General features: G+C 59.9%; 14 protein-coding genes. 3 read left to right on the top strand and 11 right to left on the bottom strand.

The annotated features are described in order from the left end of the window. Positions 1-100 precede the first annotated feature (100 nt). Positions 101-1,684 (bottom strand): cytochrome c oxidase subunit I, encoded by a 1,584-nt coding sequence (gene ctaD, locus BLU48_RS28740; RefSeq protein ID WP_057023200.1) that lies wholly within the window; start codon positions 1,682-1,684, stop codon positions 101-103. Positions 1,685-1,742: 58 nt separating this feature from the next. Beyond that, positions 1,743-2,870: a cytochrome c oxidase subunit II gene (gene coxB / locus BLU48_RS28735; RefSeq protein WP_057011596.1), complete on the bottom strand. Its 1,128-nt coding sequence runs from the start codon at positions 2,868-2,870 to the stop codon at positions 1,743-1,745. Positions 2,871-3,239: 369 nt separating this feature from the next. Between coxB and BLU48_RS28730 the strand changes: the two genes are divergently transcribed. Beyond that, a complete protein-coding gene (locus tag BLU48_RS28730) occupies positions 3,240-3,887 on the top strand; it encodes a hypothetical protein (protein WP_043048304.1) in 648 nt (215 codons plus the stop codon). 155 nt (positions 3,888-4,042) lie between these two features. On the opposite strand, the gene BLU48_RS28725 is transcribed toward BLU48_RS28730, so the two are convergent. The 8 genes from BLU48_RS28725 to prlC all read right to left on the bottom strand — a co-directional run bounded on the left by BLU48_RS28725 (position 4,043) and on the right by prlC (position 14,280). Beyond that, positions 4,043-5,590 carry a SulP family inorganic anion transporter gene (locus BLU48_RS28725; protein ID WP_057023201.1) on the bottom strand — a complete coding sequence of 516 codons (1,548 nt, stop codon included), beginning with the start codon at positions 5,588-5,590 and terminating at the stop codon, positions 4,043-4,045. A gap of 85 nt (positions 5,591-5,675) precedes the next feature. Then, positions 5,676-6,404 (bottom strand): carbonic anhydrase, encoded by a 729-nt coding sequence (locus BLU48_RS28720; RefSeq protein ID WP_043048302.1) that lies wholly within the window; start codon positions 6,402-6,404, stop codon positions 5,676-5,678. Between the two features lie 226 nt (positions 6,405-6,630). Next, positions 6,631-7,689, bottom strand: a complete 1,059-nt coding sequence (locus BLU48_RS28715; RefSeq protein WP_057023202.1) for a PA0069 family radical SAM protein — start codon at positions 7,687-7,689, stop codon at positions 6,631-6,633. A gap of 79 nt (positions 7,690-7,768) precedes the next feature. Beyond that, complete coding sequence (locus BLU48_RS28710) at positions 7,769-9,067, bottom strand: cytochrome c (RefSeq protein WP_057023203.1); 1,299 nt, start codon at positions 9,065-9,067, stop codon at positions 7,769-7,771. A gap of 12 nt (positions 9,068-9,079) precedes the next feature. Further along, positions 9,080-10,864 (bottom strand): GMC family oxidoreductase, encoded by a 1,785-nt coding sequence (locus tag BLU48_RS28705; RefSeq protein ID WP_056847535.1) that lies wholly within the window; start codon positions 10,862-10,864, stop codon positions 9,080-9,082. 2 nt (positions 10,865-10,866) lie between these two features. Continuing rightward, entirely contained in the window at positions 10,867-11,619 is a 753-nt protein-coding gene (locus tag BLU48_RS28700; protein WP_057023204.1) for a gluconate 2-dehydrogenase subunit 3 family protein, read from the bottom strand. Positions 11,620-11,908: 289 nt separating this feature from the next. After that, on the bottom strand, positions 11,909-12,184 hold the full coding sequence (locus tag BLU48_RS28695; protein ID WP_017528719.1) for a YheV family putative zinc ribbon protein: 276 nt from the start codon (positions 12,182-12,184) through the stop codon (positions 11,909-11,911). After that, positions 12,181-14,280: an oligopeptidase A gene (gene prlC / locus BLU48_RS28690; protein ID WP_172833435.1), complete on the bottom strand. Its 2,100-nt coding sequence runs from the start codon at positions 14,278-14,280 to the stop codon at positions 12,181-12,183. The genes BLU48_RS28695 and prlC overlap by 4 nt, the downstream gene beginning before the upstream one ends. A gap of 54 nt (positions 14,281-14,334) precedes the next feature. Between prlC and BLU48_RS28685 the strand changes: the two genes are divergently transcribed. After that, on the top strand, positions 14,335-14,877 hold the full coding sequence (locus tag BLU48_RS28685; RefSeq protein WP_057023206.1) for a gamma carbonic anhydrase family protein: 543 nt from the start codon (positions 14,335-14,337) through the stop codon (positions 14,875-14,877). Continuing rightward, positions 14,874-15,533: an HAD family hydrolase gene (locus BLU48_RS28680; protein ID WP_057023207.1), complete on the top strand. Its 660-nt coding sequence runs from the start codon at positions 14,874-14,876 to the stop codon at positions 15,531-15,533. The genes BLU48_RS28685 and BLU48_RS28680 overlap by 4 nt, the downstream gene beginning before the upstream one ends. An 83-nt stretch (positions 15,534-15,616) precedes the next feature. Here BLU48_RS28680 and BLU48_RS28675 read toward each other — a convergent pair whose 3' ends face one another. Continuing rightward, complete coding sequence (locus tag BLU48_RS28675) at positions 15,617-16,660, bottom strand: aminopeptidase (protein WP_057023208.1); 1,044 nt, start codon at positions 16,658-16,660, stop codon at positions 15,617-15,619. Positions 16,661-16,712: the final 52 nt, after the last annotated feature.

Genomic DNA, 16,712 nt, shown 5'->3' with positions numbered 1-16,712 from the left:
GGCTTGCCCCCGATTGCTGCCTCACAACCAATAATGATGTCGGCTGGCACACCGCTATCGGGGGCAAGCCCCCTCCCACAGGGGATCAGCGGTGACTTGTTCATTTGACCTCCGGCGGCGTGGTGAAGGTGTGGTACGGCGCGGGCGAGGGCACGCTCCATTCCAGGCCCTCGGCGCCATCCCATGGTTTGGCCGGTGCCGGCGCGCCGCCACGGATGCACTTGATCACAATGAACAGGAAGAAGATCTGCGTAGCACCGAACATAAAGGCGCCCACGGACGAGACCATGTTGAAGTCGGCGAACTGCAGGTTGTAGTCCGGTATCCGGCGCGGCATGCCGGCCAGCCCCACGAAGTGCATGGGGAAGAACGCCAGGTTCATGCCCACGAAGGACAGCCAGAAGTGCAACTTGCCCAGGGTTTCGTCGTACATGTGGCCGGTCCATTTCGGCAGCCAGTAGTAGGCCGAGGCGAAGATCCCGAAGATCGCGCCGGGCACCAGTACGTAATGGAAGTGCGCCACCACGAAGTAGGTGTCGTGGTACTGGAAGTCCGCCGGGGCAATAGCCAGCATCAGCCCAGAAAAGCCGCCGATGGTAAACAGGATCACAAAGGCGACCGCAAACAGCATTGGCGTCTCAAACGTCAGCGAGCCTTGCCACATGGTACTGACCCAGTTGAACACCTTCACCCCCGTGGGCACGGCAATTAACAGCGTGGCGTACATGAAGAACAACTCACCCACCAGCGGAATGCCTACCACGAACATGTGATGCGCCCACACGATGAACGACAGGAACGCAATGCTGGCGGTGGCATAGACCATTGAGGTGTAGCCAAACAACGGCTTGCGCGAGAAGGTCGGGATGATCGAGCTGACGGCACCAAAGGCCGGCAGGATCATGATGTACACCTCAGGGTGGCCGAAGAACCAGAAAACGTGCTGGAACAGCACCGGGTCACCGCCGCCAGCCGCGCTGAAGAAGCTGGTGCCGAAGTGGATATCCATCAGCATCATGGTCACGCAGCCCGCCAGCACCGGCATCACCGCAATCAGCAGGAACGCGGTGATCAGCCAGGTCCACACGAACAGCGGCATTTTCATCAGAGTCATGCCCGGCGCGCGCAGGTTGAGGATGGTGGCAACCACGTTGATCGCCCCCATGATCGAACTGATGCCCATCAGGTGGATGGCGAAGATGAAGAACGTCACGCTCTCCGGTGCGTAGGTGGTGGAGAGCGGCGCATAGAAGGTCCAGCCGAAATTCGGCCCGCCACCGGGGCTGAACAGGGTGGACACCAGTAGCAGGAATGCCGCCGGCAGCAGCCAGAAGCTGAAGTTGTTCATGCGCGGCAAGGCCATGTCCGGCGCGCCGATCATCAACGGGATCATCCAGTTTGCCAGCCCGACAAAGGCTGGCATCACTGCGCCGAACACCATGATCAGGCCATGCATGGTGGTCATTTGGTTGAAGAACGCCGGCTCGACGATCTGCAGGCCCGGCTGGAACAGCTCAGCACGTATCACCATGGCGAACGAGCCGCCGAGCAGGAACATGGTGAAGGCGAACCACAGGTACATCGTGCCGATGTCTTTGTGATTGGTGGTCAGCACCCAACGCATCAAGCCTTTGGCGGGGCCGTGGGCATGGTCGGCATGACCATGGTCGATCACAGTGCTCATGGCCGTTCTCCTGCAAGCGAGTCAGCGGGGCGATTCAAGGCATTCGCAACGAAAGTAGTCATTTGCTTTCCGCCTGCTTCAGAGCCAGCACGTCTTTGGGCGTGACCATGTCGCCTTTGTTATTGCCCCAGGCGTTACGCTCGTAGGTCACGACAGCGGCGATATCCACTTCCGAAAGTTGTTTGCCGAAGGCTGCCATCGCGGTACCGGGCTTGCCGTGATAGACGATGCCCAAGTGATCGGCTGCTGGGCCGGTGGCGATTTTCGAGCCCTTGAGCGCCGGGAACATCGGCGGCAAACCTTGGCCTTCAGCCTGGTGACACGCCACGCAGGTGGTGTGGTAGACCTTGTCGCCACGGGCTACCAGCTCATCGAGCGTCCACTCTTTGGAGGTCAGCTCCTTGAGCTTGGCGGCCTCTTCCTTGCGCTCGCCGAGCCAAGTGTCGTAGTCGGCCTTGGATTTGACCTCGACCACGATGGGCATAAAGCCGTGGTCCTTGCCGCACAACTCCGCGCATTGGCCACGGTAGATGCCCGGCTTCTCGATACGGGTCCAGGCCTCGTTGACGAAGCCTGGGATGGCGTCGCGCTTGACCGCAAAGGCCGGCACCCACCAAGAGTGGATCACATCGGCGGCGGTCACCAGGAAGCGCACCTTGGCGCCCACCGGCAACACCAGCGGCTGGTCGACTTCCAGCAAGTAATGTTCGCCTTTGGTCGCCTGGTTATGGATCTGCTCGGCGGGTGTGGCCAGGTTGCTGAAGAACTCCACATCCTGGCCCAGGTACTTGTAGTGCCACTTCCACTGATAGCCGGTGACCTGGATATCGATATCCGACTCACTGCTGTCGTAGATGTTGATCAGGGTCTTGGTCGCCGGAATGGCCATGGCCACCAGGATCAGCAGGGGCACCACGGTCCAGAGAATTTCCACGGTAGTGCTCTCGTGGAACTTGGCCGCAACCTGGCCCGTGGACCGGCGGTGCAGGATCATCGACCAGAACATGGCGCCAAACACGACGATGCCGATCACCACACAGATCCAGAAGATGGTCATGTGCAGGTCAAACACGGCGTGACTGACTTCAGTAGCCCCTGGCGCCATATTCGTTGTCCAGGCGGCGTGCGCCTGGCCGAATACCGACCACAACAGTAGGCCCATCCAAACGTGTGGATGTCGCGTCATTGCGGGTTCCCCTTTATGTTTCTTGTTATCCCGCCGGTTTGCACCTGCGGCGAAGGGAGCGGCTTCCATACTGCTTACAACCGCCAAGCCTTGCCTGCGTCATGCAGTTGGGCGTCATCAGCTAATTGCGTACAAACCCGAGTATAGACAGCCAGGGCAACCCCGCAATGTGTAGGGGCAAATGAGCGAAAACAGACCAGCGGGCCCAATAAAACCGGGGGCGCAAACGTTTATCCGACGAACGATGGCATTTCGATATAACACACCTGCATAACCATGAAATAATTATGACAAATGCGTCTTAGGCGCCCGTATAAACGAACTACCTTATCTTCTCCCTTTTCCTACACCTGTTTCACTGGAGCCTTCATGAACACCGCCGCATTGCGCGAGCAGATTTCCCGTGCCCATCAACACGAAGCCAGCACTGGCCAGCTTGCCACACAGCTGGAAAAACAATTGCCGCACCTGCATTCGGCTATTTCCTTGGCTGACGGTGATAGCAACATTGTCATGACGCGCTTTGTCACCGCTTATATCGATCTGGTTCCCGATTTGCTGGACGCTGCCAATGACGTGGCCCGCGAGGCCGGAATTGAAAGCCAAATCAAGCCGGTGCTGAAAATCGCCGAACACTTCTTCCTGCAACCGCCCGCGATCATGGCTGGGCACGAGGGCCTCGACGGCCTGCTGGACGAGGCTTACCTGGCCCATCGTCTGGTGGAGGAGGTCAACGATCTGTATATCAAACATTTCGGCCAGCCGTTGATTCCCGCGGATACCACCGTGGCCAATGTGATTGCTCACCGATTGATCGGCGAAACATTCGCCAACCAGTTGGATGAAGCCGTACACCACGCGGTAGATGAAATGCTTAACGAAGACAGCTTTGCGCTGGAGTCGGTCGAGGCGTACCGCGAGACACTGAAGAGCCCGAGCACCGAAGCGGCATGGAAACGCTGGCCGTGCCTGTCGCGCCAGCTTGGGGTTGAACTGACGCTGGATCAGCCGGCGTAAATCGTCCGGTTTACAAAGATCAAATGTGGGAGGGGCGGTGCGACGGTTCGACCCCCGATAGCGGTGGACCAGTCAAAATCTCTTTGGCTGACACACCCCAATCGGGAGCAAGTCGAACCGTCGCACCGCCCCTCCCACATTTTGATGCGGTTTCGTCAGGTAACGGACGGCGCCGAACCTATCCCCACCGTTGTGCGTACCCGGCCTTCCAATCGGCGCTTGAGCCCACGCGCCTCAATCACCAGCGTCGAGCCCTTGGCCGCATTGGCCCGGCCCCACTCCTCCAGCAACTCCAGGCAAGAGTGGTCGATATAACTCAAGTTACTCAGCGGCACGTGCAACGTGGTCCCCGCAGGCACCGTCGACAACACCTGAGTCAACGCCGGCACTTTCAGAAAGGTCGCCGCGCCCGTCAAGCGCAGCTCCATCTCACCCTCTTGAGGCAGGTCGATCAGACTGACTTTCAATCGCGAAGCCTTGAAGGCCAGTTTAAGCAACGTCAGCCCAAAGCCCACCAGCACACCGGTCAGCAAGTCGGTAAAGATGATCGCCAGCGCCGTGGCCGCATAGGTAAACATCGGCATCCGCCCATAGCGCCCCAGTGCCTTGAACGCCTTGACGTCCACCAGCTTGATCCCGGTGTACACCAGCACACCCGCCAGGCTTGCGACCGGAATGCTTTGCAGCACGCTCGACAGCAAGAGTACAAAGCCGAGCAGCCACAGGCCGTGGAACATCGCCGATAAACGCGTGGTAGCACCGGCCTGGACGTTGGCTGAGCTGCGTACAATCACGCCCGTCATCGGCAAGGCGCCAACCAGGCCGCAAAGCATGTTGCCGACACCCTGGGCAGACAACTCCTTGTCGAAATCGGAGCGCTGACCGCTGTGCATACGGTCCACCGCGGCGGCAGACAGCAGGGTTTCGGCACTGGCAATAAACGCGACGGCGAATGCCGCGATCAACAGCTGTGGGTCAGCCAGGTTGAGCAGGTCGCTGGGGCGCAGCCAGTCGATGGCATCCGCGAGATTTTCCGGGACTTCCACACGCTTGACCTGCAACGCCAGCACCAGGCTGGTGACGGTCGCAAGGCCCACGCCGAGCAAGGCGCCCGGTACGAAACGTAGCCGTTGCGGACGGAATTTATCCCACAGGTACATCACCAACATGGTCGACAGGCCGAGCAGGCCGGCTTGCCAACCCAGCCCGCCGCCGAGGGTCGGAACCGCTTCAGCCACAGCCGCCGGGAATCCTGCCAGGTTATCCAGCCCAGATGGCTTGGGCGCCCCATCGAGCATCACATGGATCTGCGATAACACAATCAATACGCCGATCCCCGCCAACATGCCGTAGACCACAGCCGGTGCCGTGACACGAAACCAGCAGCCCAGACGTAAACGCCCGGCCACCAGTTGCAGGAAACCCGCCAGCAACAGGATCGGCCCCAGCATCAGCATGCCGTGCTGGCGCACCAGCTCGAACACCAGCACCGCCAGACCCGCTGCCGGACCGCTGACCTGCAGTGGTGACCCTGCCAACCAGCCCACCACCAGGCCACCGATGATACCGGTGATCAGCCCTTTGGCCGGCGGCATGCCGGACGCGATCGCGATCCCCATGCACAGGGGCAGTGCGACCAGAAACACAACCACGGAGGCGAGCAGCTCCCGCGGCAGTACAGCTTTCAATTGAGCAGCACGCATGATGGCTCTCCCGAGGCATTCGCCGGGCACGGCAAAGCCTGGCTGCATCCATGGCAGCCACCGCTTTACCCGGCGGGGAAGTGTTTTAGAAGCGCGCTCTAGGCGTCGCGGACGGGATCGGCTCGGTGCCGTTCAACGGTCGAAACGCTGCCTTTTCCGCATCGTAGGCCCGAATTTCGCTGGTCTCGATGTTGTAGATCCAGCCATGGATAAACAAATGACCGTTGGCCATGCGCGAAGCCACCGAGGGGTGGGTGCGCAGATGCTGCAACTGCGCGATGACGTTTTCTTCGGTCAACACCTTCATGCTCTCGCCTTCATTGGCGCAGTCGCAGTTGTCATGGACCATGGCCTTGGCGACCTCGGCGTGACGCAACCAGGCCCTGACAGTCGGCATCTTTTCCAGGCTGTCGGGGTTGAGTACCGCGCGCATGGCGCCGCAGTCGGAGTGCCCGCACACGATGATGTGCTGTACGCCAAGGGCGAGCACCGCGTACTCGATGGCCGTAGACACGCCACCGTTCATCTGGCCGTAGGGAGGCACCACGTTACCGACGTTACGGGTTACGAACAGATCGCCGGGGGAGCTTTGGGTGATCAGCTCCGGCACGATGCGCGAGTCGGCACAGGTAATGAACATCGCCCGCGGGCTCTGCGCCGTAGCGAGTTTCTTGAAGAGTTCTTCCTGCTGGGGGAAGACGTCGTGATGGAAATGCAAAAAGCCGTCAACTATATGTTGCAACGCTGCATCGGCGGACTCCGCCCCAGGGGCTGAAGCCGACGCAGCCAACGGCTGTTTATCCTTGTCACTCATGATTCATCCTCTTGATTAATGCAGGGGAGTGTTCACCACCATTCGACGCCGGGCGAGTGGAATAGTTGAGCCCCCCACAACCCACGGCGGCGACTTATGAGTCACTCGCTGAACAAGGTAACCGTCGAAACTTAACTCAAACTGAATGAACCGCTCTAGCTCGGGGCTTTCAGTGATATCAAAACGCGACCACTCATACACTAATGGTGCCGTCTTACTCATCAGTCTACAACAATGCCATTTGCCTGCCCGGCGGGCAGAACGCCGCACAATCGAGATTGAAACCTTCACGACGATTCAGCCCCAGGCGCTTGATCGCCTTGCTGAAGCGTTGCGCCAGCAGGTCCGCAAATGGCCCTTCACCACGCATTCGCACACCGAAGCGGCTGTCATACACCTGACCACCGCGCACCTGGCGCACCAGGCTCATGACATGGGCGGCACGCTGAGGATAATGGGCCGCCAGCCATTCCTCGAACAGCGGCGCAACCTCCAACGGCAAGCGCAGCATCATATAGGCCGCGCTTTGTGCCCCGGCCGCGTGAGCCTCGGCGAGCAGGCTCTCCAATTCGCTGTCGTTGATCATCGGAATAATCGGCGAGCACAACACGCCGACCGGGATACCCGCCTCGCGCATAACCCGAATCGCCCTCAGCCGCGCCTTGGGCGCCGCCGTGCGTGGTTCCAGGATGCGCTTGAGTTCATCGTCCAGGCTGGTGAGGCTGATCATCACCGCCACCAGCCGTTGGCGGGCCAGCTCGGTCAGCAGGTCGAGATCGCGCAATATCAATGACCCCTTGGTGATGATAGTCACCGGGTGCCGGTAGCGCAGCAGCACTTCCAGGGTTTGCCGAGTGATCTTGTATTCACGCTCGATAGGCTGGTACGGATCGGTATTGGAGCCCAGGTTGATCGGCGCGCACACGTAGCCAGGCTTCGACAGCTGCTGTTCCAGCACATCAGCCGCGTTGGTTTTGGCGATCAATCTGGTTTCGAAGTCCAGCCCCGGGGACATGTCCCAATAGGCATGACTGGGCCGCGCATAACAGTAGATGCAACCATGCTCGCAGCCGCGATAAGGGTTGATGGAACGATCAAAGGGCAAGTCCGGCGAGTTATTGCGCGTGATGATGGTCTTGGCCGTTTCAATACGCACCTCGGTGCCTTGGGTCTCGGGCACCTCCTGATACCAGCCGTCGTCCTCAGCCACGCTGACAGTAGGTGCAAACCGGTTGTGCAGGTTGGTGGCTGTACCCCGACCCCGGGGCGGCAACGCAGTAGACATGAAAACGCCTCGATACTGTTTTTATATACAGTATCGAGGCGTGAGGTTTCTGACCAGTGCCGTTGGGCGGCCAGGGAGGTCAGCGCTTTTGCGTCACCTGCCCCAAGTCATCCCCCGAGGTCGTGCGCATATTGCTTTTGCGCAGGTCCGCCACCTCACTGGCATTGACTGGCGCCCCTTTGTTGCCCCAGCTGCCACGGATGAAACTGACCACGTCCGCCACTTCCTGGTCCGACAGGCGCCAGGCGAACGCCGGCATGGTGAAGGTCGATGGCGCCGTATGGGTCGCAGGCAAAGTACCGCCGTTCAACACGATGTTGATCAACGATGTGGCATCCGCCGTCTGCAACACCGGGTTACCCGCCAGTGCTGGGAATACACGCGTATAGCCATGGCCATCGGTACGGTGGCAGGCCGCGCAGTTATCGATATACACCGACGCGCCTGGCTCACTGTCATCGCCTTTCCAGAGCGCTTGGGCTACCTGCTTGTCGTACTGGTGTGGCTGGTCCTTGGGGTCGACCGCCGGCAGGCTCTTGAGGTAACGGGCGATAGCGGTCAGGTCGTCCTGCGACATGTACTGCATGCTATGGACGACAACATCGCTCATGCCACCGAACACCGCGCTGCGGTCACTGCGACCGGTCTTGAGGAACTGCACCAGTTGCTCCTCGCTCCAGCTGCCGAGGCCATCCTTGTGGTCACCGCGCAGGCTTTTCGCGATCCAGCCTTCCAACGGTGCACTGCCAGACAGGAAGGCGTTGCCATCAGCGGCACTCAGGGCTTTTTCCTGCATGGTCAGGGCACGAGGCGTATGGCAGGCGCCGCAGTGGCCGAGGCCTTCAACCAGATAAGCACCACGATTGATCACCGGATCAGCAGCGGTTTGCGCCTGATGCTCCTCGACCGCTGGCGCGAACATCCAGCGCCAAGCCGCCAAAGGCCAGCGCATGCTCAAGGGCCAGGGAATATCGCTGTCCTTGTTCTCTTGGGCAACCGGCTCAACGCCCTTCATGAAATACGCATACAACGCCTGCATATCGCTGTCGCTAACGCGCGCATAAGACGGATAGGGCATCGCCGGGTAAAGCGTACTACCGTTCTTGGCGATGCCATGGCGCACGGCCTTGTCGAAGTCCTCGAAGCTATAGTCGCCCAGGCCGGTCTTGTCCGGGGTGATGTTGGTGGAATAGATCACCCCGATGGGGGTTTCCATGGGCAGGCCGCCGGCGAAGGGTTTGCCACCCTTGGCGGTATGGCAGGCCACGCAGTCACCGGCACGCGCCAGGTATTCACCCTGCTTGATCAAGTCGGTTTCGGCAGCGCTGACCGAGCAACTGCTGAAGAGCGCCAGGGAGGCGATAACGAATGCTTTCATGGTCATCGCTCCTTATGCCTGAACCAGTGGGCCGGGGTTTTTCAGGTACTGCTCGCGGATCGCTCGAGCCGACCAATAGGTCAACGCTGCCACCAGCCCCGTAGGGTTATAGCCCAACCCTTGTGGGAAGGCAGAGGCACCTGGGACAAACACGTTGTGTACATCCCAGCACTGCAGGTAGCGGTTCAACGCACTGGTTTTTGGGTCGGTGCCCATGATCGCGCCACCGTTAAGGTGGGTGGTCTGGTATGAGGCGGTATTGAAGTGCTCGCCGACTTTTTTACCCAACACCGCGATGGCCTTGGGGTTCATGGCTTGGGCGACCTTGCCCATCTTCTCGATCATGAAGCGGTTCATCTTGATGTCGTTTTCTTGCCAGTCGAAGGTCATGCGTAGCAGCGGCAAACCGTAGGCATCGCGGTAAACCGGATCCAGGTCCAGGTAGTTGCTGCGGTAGGACTGATGGGCGCCGTGGGCATCCATCGACACCTGATGGGTGTAGTAATCGGCGGTGGCGCGCTTCCAGGCGCTGCCCCAGGCCGGCGTGCCCGGCGGGTTGGAGGTACCGGCAATCGGCCGGCTGCCGGCCTGATTGACCCACATCGGCGAGCCACCCACGAAGCCGTGGGGGCCGTGGTCGAAGTTGTCGGCGTTGAAGTCGTCGATGGCCACGCCATTGCCGCCCGCGCCGATGAAATTGTTGGTGTGAGTGTCCTTGTCGAAGAACGCCTTGATGGTGCCCATGTTCTGGTAGGCGAAGTTGCGGCCCACCACGCCCTCATTGGTGATCGGGTCGTAGGGCTTGCCGATGCCCGACAGCAGCATCAGGCGCACGTTATGGAACTGGAACGCGCCAAGAATCACCAGGTCTGCCGGCTGCTCGCATTCGCGGCCCTGGGCGTCGATATAAGTCACGCCGGTGGCTTTTTTCTGGGTGCTGTCGAGGTTGACCTTAAGCACGTGGGAATTGGGTCGCAGCTCGAAGTTCGGCACTTGGCGAAGGGCCGGCAGAATGTTCACGTTCGGTGAAGCCTTGGAATACATGTAGCACACGTAGCCACTGCAAAAACCGCAGAAATTACACGGGCCCATCTGCGCGCCATAAGGGTTGGTGTATGGCCCCGAAGTATTGGCCGACGGCAGGTTGTAGGGTTTGTAGCCCACTTCAGCCGCGGCTTTCTGAAACAGCTGTGCGGAGACCGTATTTTTCTGCGCCTCCAACGGGAACGGGTTGGAGCGATCCGGCGCATACGGGTTGCCCCCACGACCTTCGCCTACCAACTGCCCCTTGACGGTCCACGCCTGACCGGAGGTGCCGAAGACTTTTTCCGCATAGTCGAAAAATGGCTCCAGCTCTTCGTAGCTGACACCGAAATCCTGGATGGTCATGTCCTTGGGAATAAAGTTCTTCCCATAGCGCTCTTCGTAATGGCTACGCATGCGCAGTTCGATGGGGTCGACACGAAAATGCACACCTGACCAATGCAGGCCCGCGCCCCCTACGCCATTACCCGGCAGGAATGCACCCAACTGACGGTTGGGCAGGGCAACATCATTCACGCTATGGCGAATGGTCACCGTCTCCTTGGAGATATCCTGGAACAGCTTCTTACGCACGCTGTAGGTCAATTCGTCGATGACCTGGGGATAGTTGCCGTCCGGATAAGTGTCCTGCATCGGGCCGCGCTCCAGCGCTACCACGTTGAGGCCCGCTTCCGTCAGCTCCTTGGCCATGATCGCGCCGGTCCAGCCGAAGCCAACAATCACCGCATCCACTTTCTTCATGATAGTCGCCACGTTTATGCCCTCTCGCCGCGAATGGAAACAGCCGGAAAGGGGTATTGCTCGTTGCGTTCTACCCAATCCATGAAGTCGGCGCGGGCGCCCGGGAAGCCGATCATGGTCCAGCCGACCATGCCCTTATTGCCGCCGTGGATGGGATCGCAGAAGAAACCCTCCTTAGTGTTTTGCAGCAGCAGGTTGAAGAATATCTTCGCTGGCACCGCCTCGAAATGCGCTGCGACCTCACTGCCGCCAGCCTCCAGGCGCCGCAGCATATCGTCTCGGGTAGCGCTGTCTTGCGCAGCAAAAACTTTACCGTTGAACGCCTTCGACCATGCATCCGTCGCAGCAATACCCAGGCGGTAGATTTCCTTGGGCACTAGTTTGCTCTGCCAGCCCATCTCCGGTGCTGCATCGGCATTGAACGGTCCCTGCATGTACCACAGCGCGCCACTGGCATATGGCGTATTCATCTGACGGTCGATGTATTCCGGCGCGCCAGCTTCCAAGGCGCCAGGGCCCTGTGCGTCAGCGGGAATCAAGCGCTCCACGGCGGCATTTATAAATGCCCATTCCTCAGCCGTGAAATAGCTTGGCTCATAGGTCTTGTCGTTTGGGGCCGGCTTGACCGGTGCGGCCTGGGCAGGCTCCGGCGTGGCCATCAGCATCGAACCGCCAAGGCCGGTGCTGGCAACCGTGACCACCGGGATCAAGGTCAAGGATTTGCGTAGAAAGTCACGCCGGGGGTTGTCTTGATCTTGATCAGACATGGGTACACCTCATCATGTGGGCACGGGTTCGGCAGCCGCTTCTGAGAACGGTTCGTCTTTTTTAGCGGCACATTGGATCCAACCGATCCAATGAAATAGAGCGCAGCCGCAATCAATAGTTACAAATGATAGCAGGCTAAGGATGTAGAGGAGAGATTCAGCGACCTAAGTCGCATAGAAAGTGGGTGGGGGCTTGCTTCCGATAGGGTCGTGTCAGCCAACCTATGCATGGCTGGAACGCCGCTATCGGGGGCAAGCCCCTCCCACATTTCGGTATGCGTACAGGTTGTTAGTCTTTTTTCAACTTGGGGTTGGGAAAGAACTGCACAGCTTGCACTTTTGGATCCGCAGGCGCTTTCAACGCCGACGTATTGACCCGCGTGCCCAATTCCTTGGGCACAGACAAGCCTTGATCATTCAACGTATCGGTATAGCCACAGGCCACGCACTCACGGTGCGGCACGCTGTCTTCGGTCCACATCTTCAACTTGTCCGGCTCGCTGCACGCCGGGCAGACTGCCCCGGCGATAAATTGCTTTTTGGTAATCACAGGCCCTTCACTCATGCTGCCGCGTCCTCACTCAGGCCGCTGTGGCGCAAGAGTGCGTCAATCGACGGCGCTCGTCCGCGGAAGTCGACGAACAGCACCATCGGTGCCTGGGAGCCCCCACGGGCCAGGATCGCTTCACGGAACGCACGACCGGTCTGGGCGTTGAGCACTCCGTCTTCTTCGAACTTGGAAAATGCGTCCGCGGACAGCACTTCCGCCCACTTGTAGCTGTAGTAACCCGCCGCATAACCCCCGGCAAAAATGTGCGCGAAGCTGTTAGGGAAGCGGTTGTAGGCCGGTGGACGCATCACCGAGACTTCGTCACGCACGCCTTCAAGGACCTGCGCCACGCTGCGGCCATCGCCATGGGTGGCGTGCAGCTCGAAGTCAAACAGCGAAAACTCCAGCTGGCGCACCATCATCAGGCCGGACTGGAAGTTTTTCGCGGCGAGCATTTTTTCCAGCAGGTCCTGGGGCAGCGGCTCGCCGGTTTCATAGTGGCCGGAAATCAGTGCCAGGCCCTCGGGCTCCCAGCACCAGTTCTCCATGAACTGGCTCGGCAACTCCACCGCATCCCACGCCACGCCGTTGATACCGGATACGCCGGCATGTTCGACGCGGGTCAGCAGGTGATGCAGGCCGTGGCCGAATTCGTGAAACAGCGTGGTGACTTCATCGTGGGTCAGCAGGGCAGGCTTGCCGCTGTCGGCTGGAGTGAAGTTGCACACCAGGTTGGCCACGGGGCTTTGCAGCACGCCATCGACGGTGCGGCGGCGGTCACGGGCTCCGTCCATCCAGGCACCGCCGCGCTTGTTGGCGCGAGCGTACAGGTCGAAGAAGAAACGCCCGACGTGCTCGCCGTTTTCCTTGATTTCGAACAGGCGGACATCCGGGTGCCAGGTGTCGAAGCCTTTTAGCTCGGCAATCTCAATGCCATACAGGCGCTGAACGATGGCAAACAGCCCACCCAGCACCTTGTCGATGGGGAAGTAGGCGCGCAGGGCTTCCTGGGACACGCTGTAGCGCTGCTCGCGTAGTTTTTCGCCGTAGAAACCGCTGTCCCAGCTCTGCAGGTCGGCGCAGCCTTGTTCGGCGGCGTAAGCCTTGAGCTGCTGCAAATCCTGGGCGGCAAACGGCTTGCTGCGCTTGGCCAGATCGCGCAGGAAGCTCAGCACCTGGTCACTGGACTCGGCCATCTTGGTTGCGAGGCTCAGCTCTGAAAAGGATGCAAAACCCAACAACTGGGCCAGTTCCTGACGCAGGTCGAGGATCTGCTCCATCACCGGGCCGTTATCGTTCTGGCCGGCGTTCGGACCTTGGTCCGATGCACGGGTGCAGTAAGCGGCGTACACCTCTTCACGCAAGGCGCGGTCCTGGGCGTAGGTCATTACCGCGTAGTAGCTGGGGAATTCCAGGGTGATCAGCCAGCCATCAAGGCCCTTGGCCTGGGCCGCAGCGGCCATTTGCGCCTTGGCAGAGTCGGTCAGGCCGGCGAGAGTGGTTTCATCGGTGACGTGTTTGGTCCAGGCTTGGGTGGCGTCCAGCAACTGGTTGGAGAATTTGCTGCCCAGCTCGGAAAGCTTGCTTTGCACTTCGGCGTAGCGCTTTTGCTGTTCCGGCGGCAGGTCGATGCCCGACAGGCGGAAATCGCGCAGGGCGTGTTCCAGGATGGTTTTCTGCGCCACGTCGAAACCGGCGGCCTCTGGGCTGTTGGCCAAGGCTTCGAAGGCCTGGAACAGTTCGCGGTTCTGGCCCATTTCGGTGGAGTAGGCGCTCAATGCCGGCAAGCAAGCCTCGTAGGCTTCGCGCAGCTCGGCGCTGTTGCACACGGCATTGAGGTGGCTGACCGGGCTCCAGGCAGCGCCAAGACGATCATTGAGTTCATCCATGGCAAGGACCAGACCGGCCCATGTCGGATTTTTACCCTGGCTTTGCAGGATGTCTGCGATAGCCACACGGTTGTCGGCGAGGATCTGTTCGATGGCCGGCTGGACGTGCTCGGCACGGATCGCCGAGAACGGCGGCAGGTCGTAGGACTGCAAAAGAGGGTTGTTCGCGCTCACGGTTGGCACCTTGGCTGAAGAAACATGTAAGAACAAAGATGGGGCCATCTTAATTACAATCAACACCCACCGCAGCTATCAGCAGAAGAGAGAGAGGCTATCGTGACCCTTCGCACCTATCAGAACCACACGCCGACCCTGGGCACCGGGGCTTTTGTCGATATTTCGGCGGTGGTGATCGGCGATGTCGAAATCGGCGCCGACAGCTCGGTATGGCCGCTGACAGTGATACGCGGCGACATGCACCGCATCCGCATCGGTGCACGGACCAGCGTGCAGGACGGCTGCGTGCTGCACATTACCCACGCAGGGCCGTTCAATCCTGACGGTTTCCCGCTGCTGGTCGGTGACGACGTGACCATCGCCCACAAGGTCATGCTGCATGGCTGCACCGTAGGTAACCGCATCCTGATCGGCATGGGCAGTATCGTGATGGACGGTGCCGTGGTCGAGGACGACGTGATCATCGGCGCCGGCAGCCTGGTGCCGCCAGGCAAGACACTCGCCAGCGGCTTCTTGTACGTGGGCAGCCCGGTTAAACAGGTCCGCGCCCTGACTGACAAGGAGCGTGCCTTTTTCACCTACAGCGCCGCGAACTACGTGAAGCTCAAGGACCTGCACCTGGCTGAAGGCTTCGATCAATGAATCTGAACCACTCCACCGTCCTGTTCGACCTGGACGGCACCCTGACCGACCCACGTGAGGGCATTACCCGGTCGATCCAGTATGCCCTCGGCAAATTGGGCATCGACGAGCCCGATCTGACCAAGCTCGAACACTTCATCGGTCCGCCCTTGCTGCAGGCGTTCATGCAGTTCTATAGCTTCGACGAGGCCAAGGCCTGGGAAGCGGTGAACTTCTATCGCGAACGCTTCAAGGTCACCGGGCTGTATGAAAACCGCGTATTCGACGGCGTCATGCCATTGCTGGAAGAGCTGAACAGCCAGGGCCGCCAGCTATACGTAGCCACCTCCAAGCCGTGGGAATTTGCCCGTGAGATTGCGCGGCATTTCGGCTTCGCCAAGCACTTCAAGGTGATCTACGGCAGCGAGCTGGACGGCACGCGCACCAACAAGGTCGAGTTGATCGCCCACTTGATGCGTGAGGAAGGGCTGGACCCGGCCACCACCTTGATGATTGGTGATCGCAAGCATGACCTGATCGGCGCACGCAGCAACGGGCTGGATTCGGCGGCGGTGGGGTATGGGTTTGGCAGTTTTGAAGAGCTCAATGCCGAGGCGCCGACCTGGCATTTCGAGACGTTGGCGCAGATGCATCAGGCGTTTTTGCAGCGCGCTTGAAACCGCTATCGGGGGCAAGCCCCCTCCCACAATTGGACTGCGTTCACAGTTCAGTGTGGGGGGGGCTTGCCCACGATTAGGCCCTAACGGCCAGCACCCTCCAACTGCCTCAACTCCGCTTTACGCTGCGCCACTGGCAACCCACCCAGCCTTTCCACAGCCGCATAAAACTTCACCCAATCCCCACCTTCCTGTGCAAATAACGCTGCGAACGCCGGCACCCACTGGTCATACAGCCCGAACGGCAACAGCCGTGCGTTATTCATCGGCTGGTTGATCCAGGCGTCATAACGTTTGTCGCCGCCCCATTGGCTATCACGCATCTGCCGGTATTCACTGCGCAAGCGCTCGAACTGCGCCGCTTTGGCCTGCCGCATCACGTCCGCTGCCAACGGCTGCGCATACAGCGCTTCCAGGCGTTTGCGGGTTTCGAGAATCAGCCGGATAAACTGGTCGCGCTGCTTCAACGCCGCATCGCTGAAAGGCGCCAGGCCTCGTGCCGCCCGCCATTGACGAGTGCCTTCCTGCTCAACGAAGCTGGCATAGGATTCATTGAACTCGGTGTCGTCTTTCACGTAAAAGCGTTGGTGGGCCAGCTCATGAAAAATCAGTGTGGCCAGGCGCTCATCGCCCCAACTCATCATCGAACTCATGATCGGGTCGTTGAACCAACCCAAGGTGGAATAAGCCTCGACGCCACCGATCGATACGTCCATGCCCCGTTGCCGCAACAACGCCGCTTCGCCACGCGCCGCACCTTGGCTGTAGTAGCCGCGATAGGCGACGCAACCTGCAATGGGGAAGCAGTGGTTTTCAGCGGACAGGGAAAACTCCTGCGTGGCAAAGACATTCCACACCACATAGGGCCGGCCGATATCGGCGTATAGGCGGTAACTTTGATTGTCGGGCAGATGCAGGTGCTCACTGGCAAAGGCTCGGGCTTTCTGCGATTGAACCAGATGCTCGCGCAGCAATGGCGGGCGAGAGGGGTCGGCAATGACCTCGGCAACCGGCTTCCTGGCGCGTAACAACTGCCACTGGCCGCTCGCCAACTGGCTGTAATAACTGACGCTGGAACAACCGCTGAGTAGCACAACCATCAACCCTGGAAGAAAACGCCTGATCATGCCCCCACTGCTCCTGGTTGATTAATTCGCCAAGCTATCGCGCTTTTATGGA

The organism is Pseudomonas synxantha (genome assembly GCF_900105675.1).
Taxonomy (GTDB): Bacteria; Pseudomonadota; Gammaproteobacteria; order Pseudomonadales; family Pseudomonadaceae; genus Aquipseudomonas; species Aquipseudomonas synxantha.
The sequence above is the reverse complement of the archived record's forward strand: the minus strand, read 5'-3'. Positions and strand labels throughout refer to the sequence as shown.

Excerpts from the sequence above, each read along its gene's own strand:
- BLU48_RS28680 (WP_057023207.1), top strand. The coding sequence starts at position 14,874 with ATGAATCTGAACCACTCCACCGTCCTGTTCGACCTGGACGGCACCCTG.
- BLU48_RS28725 (WP_057023201.1), bottom strand. The coding sequence starts at position 5,590 with ATGCGTGCTGCTCAATTGAAAGCTGTACTGCCGCGGGAGCTGCTCGCC.
- BLU48_RS28720 (WP_043048302.1), bottom strand. The coding sequence starts at position 6,404 with ATGAGTGACAAGGATAAACAGCCGTTGGCTGCGTCGGCTTCAGCCCCT.
- BLU48_RS28730 (WP_043048304.1), top strand. The coding sequence starts at position 3,240 with ATGAACACCGCCGCATTGCGCGAGCAGATTTCCCGTGCCCATCAACAC.
- coxB (WP_057011596.1), bottom strand. The coding sequence starts at position 2,870 with ATGACGCGACATCCACACGTTTGGATGGGCCTACTGTTGTGGTCGGTA.
- BLU48_RS28695 (WP_017528719.1), bottom strand. The coding sequence starts at position 12,184 with ATGAGTGAAGGGCCTGTGATTACCAAAAAGCAATTTATCGCCGGGGCA.
- ctaD (WP_057023200.1), bottom strand. The coding sequence starts at position 1,684 with ATGAGCACTGTGATCGACCATGGTCATGCCGACCATGCCCACGGCCCC.
- prlC (WP_172833435.1), bottom strand. The coding sequence starts at position 14,280 with ATGGCCCCATCTTTGTTCTTACATGTTTCTTCAGCCAAGGTGCCAACC.
- BLU48_RS28700 (WP_057023204.1), bottom strand. The coding sequence starts at position 11,619 with ATGTCTGATCAAGATCAAGACAACCCCCGGCGTGACTTTCTACGCAAA.
- BLU48_RS28675 (WP_057023208.1), bottom strand. The coding sequence starts at position 16,660 with ATGATCAGGCGTTTTCTTCCAGGGTTGATGGTTGTGCTACTCAGCGGT.
- BLU48_RS28715 (WP_057023202.1), bottom strand. The coding sequence starts at position 7,689 with ATGTCTACTGCGTTGCCGCCCCGGGGTCGGGGTACAGCCACCAACCTG.
- BLU48_RS28710 (WP_057023203.1), bottom strand. The coding sequence starts at position 9,067 with ATGAAAGCATTCGTTATCGCCTCCCTGGCGCTCTTCAGCAGTTGCTCG.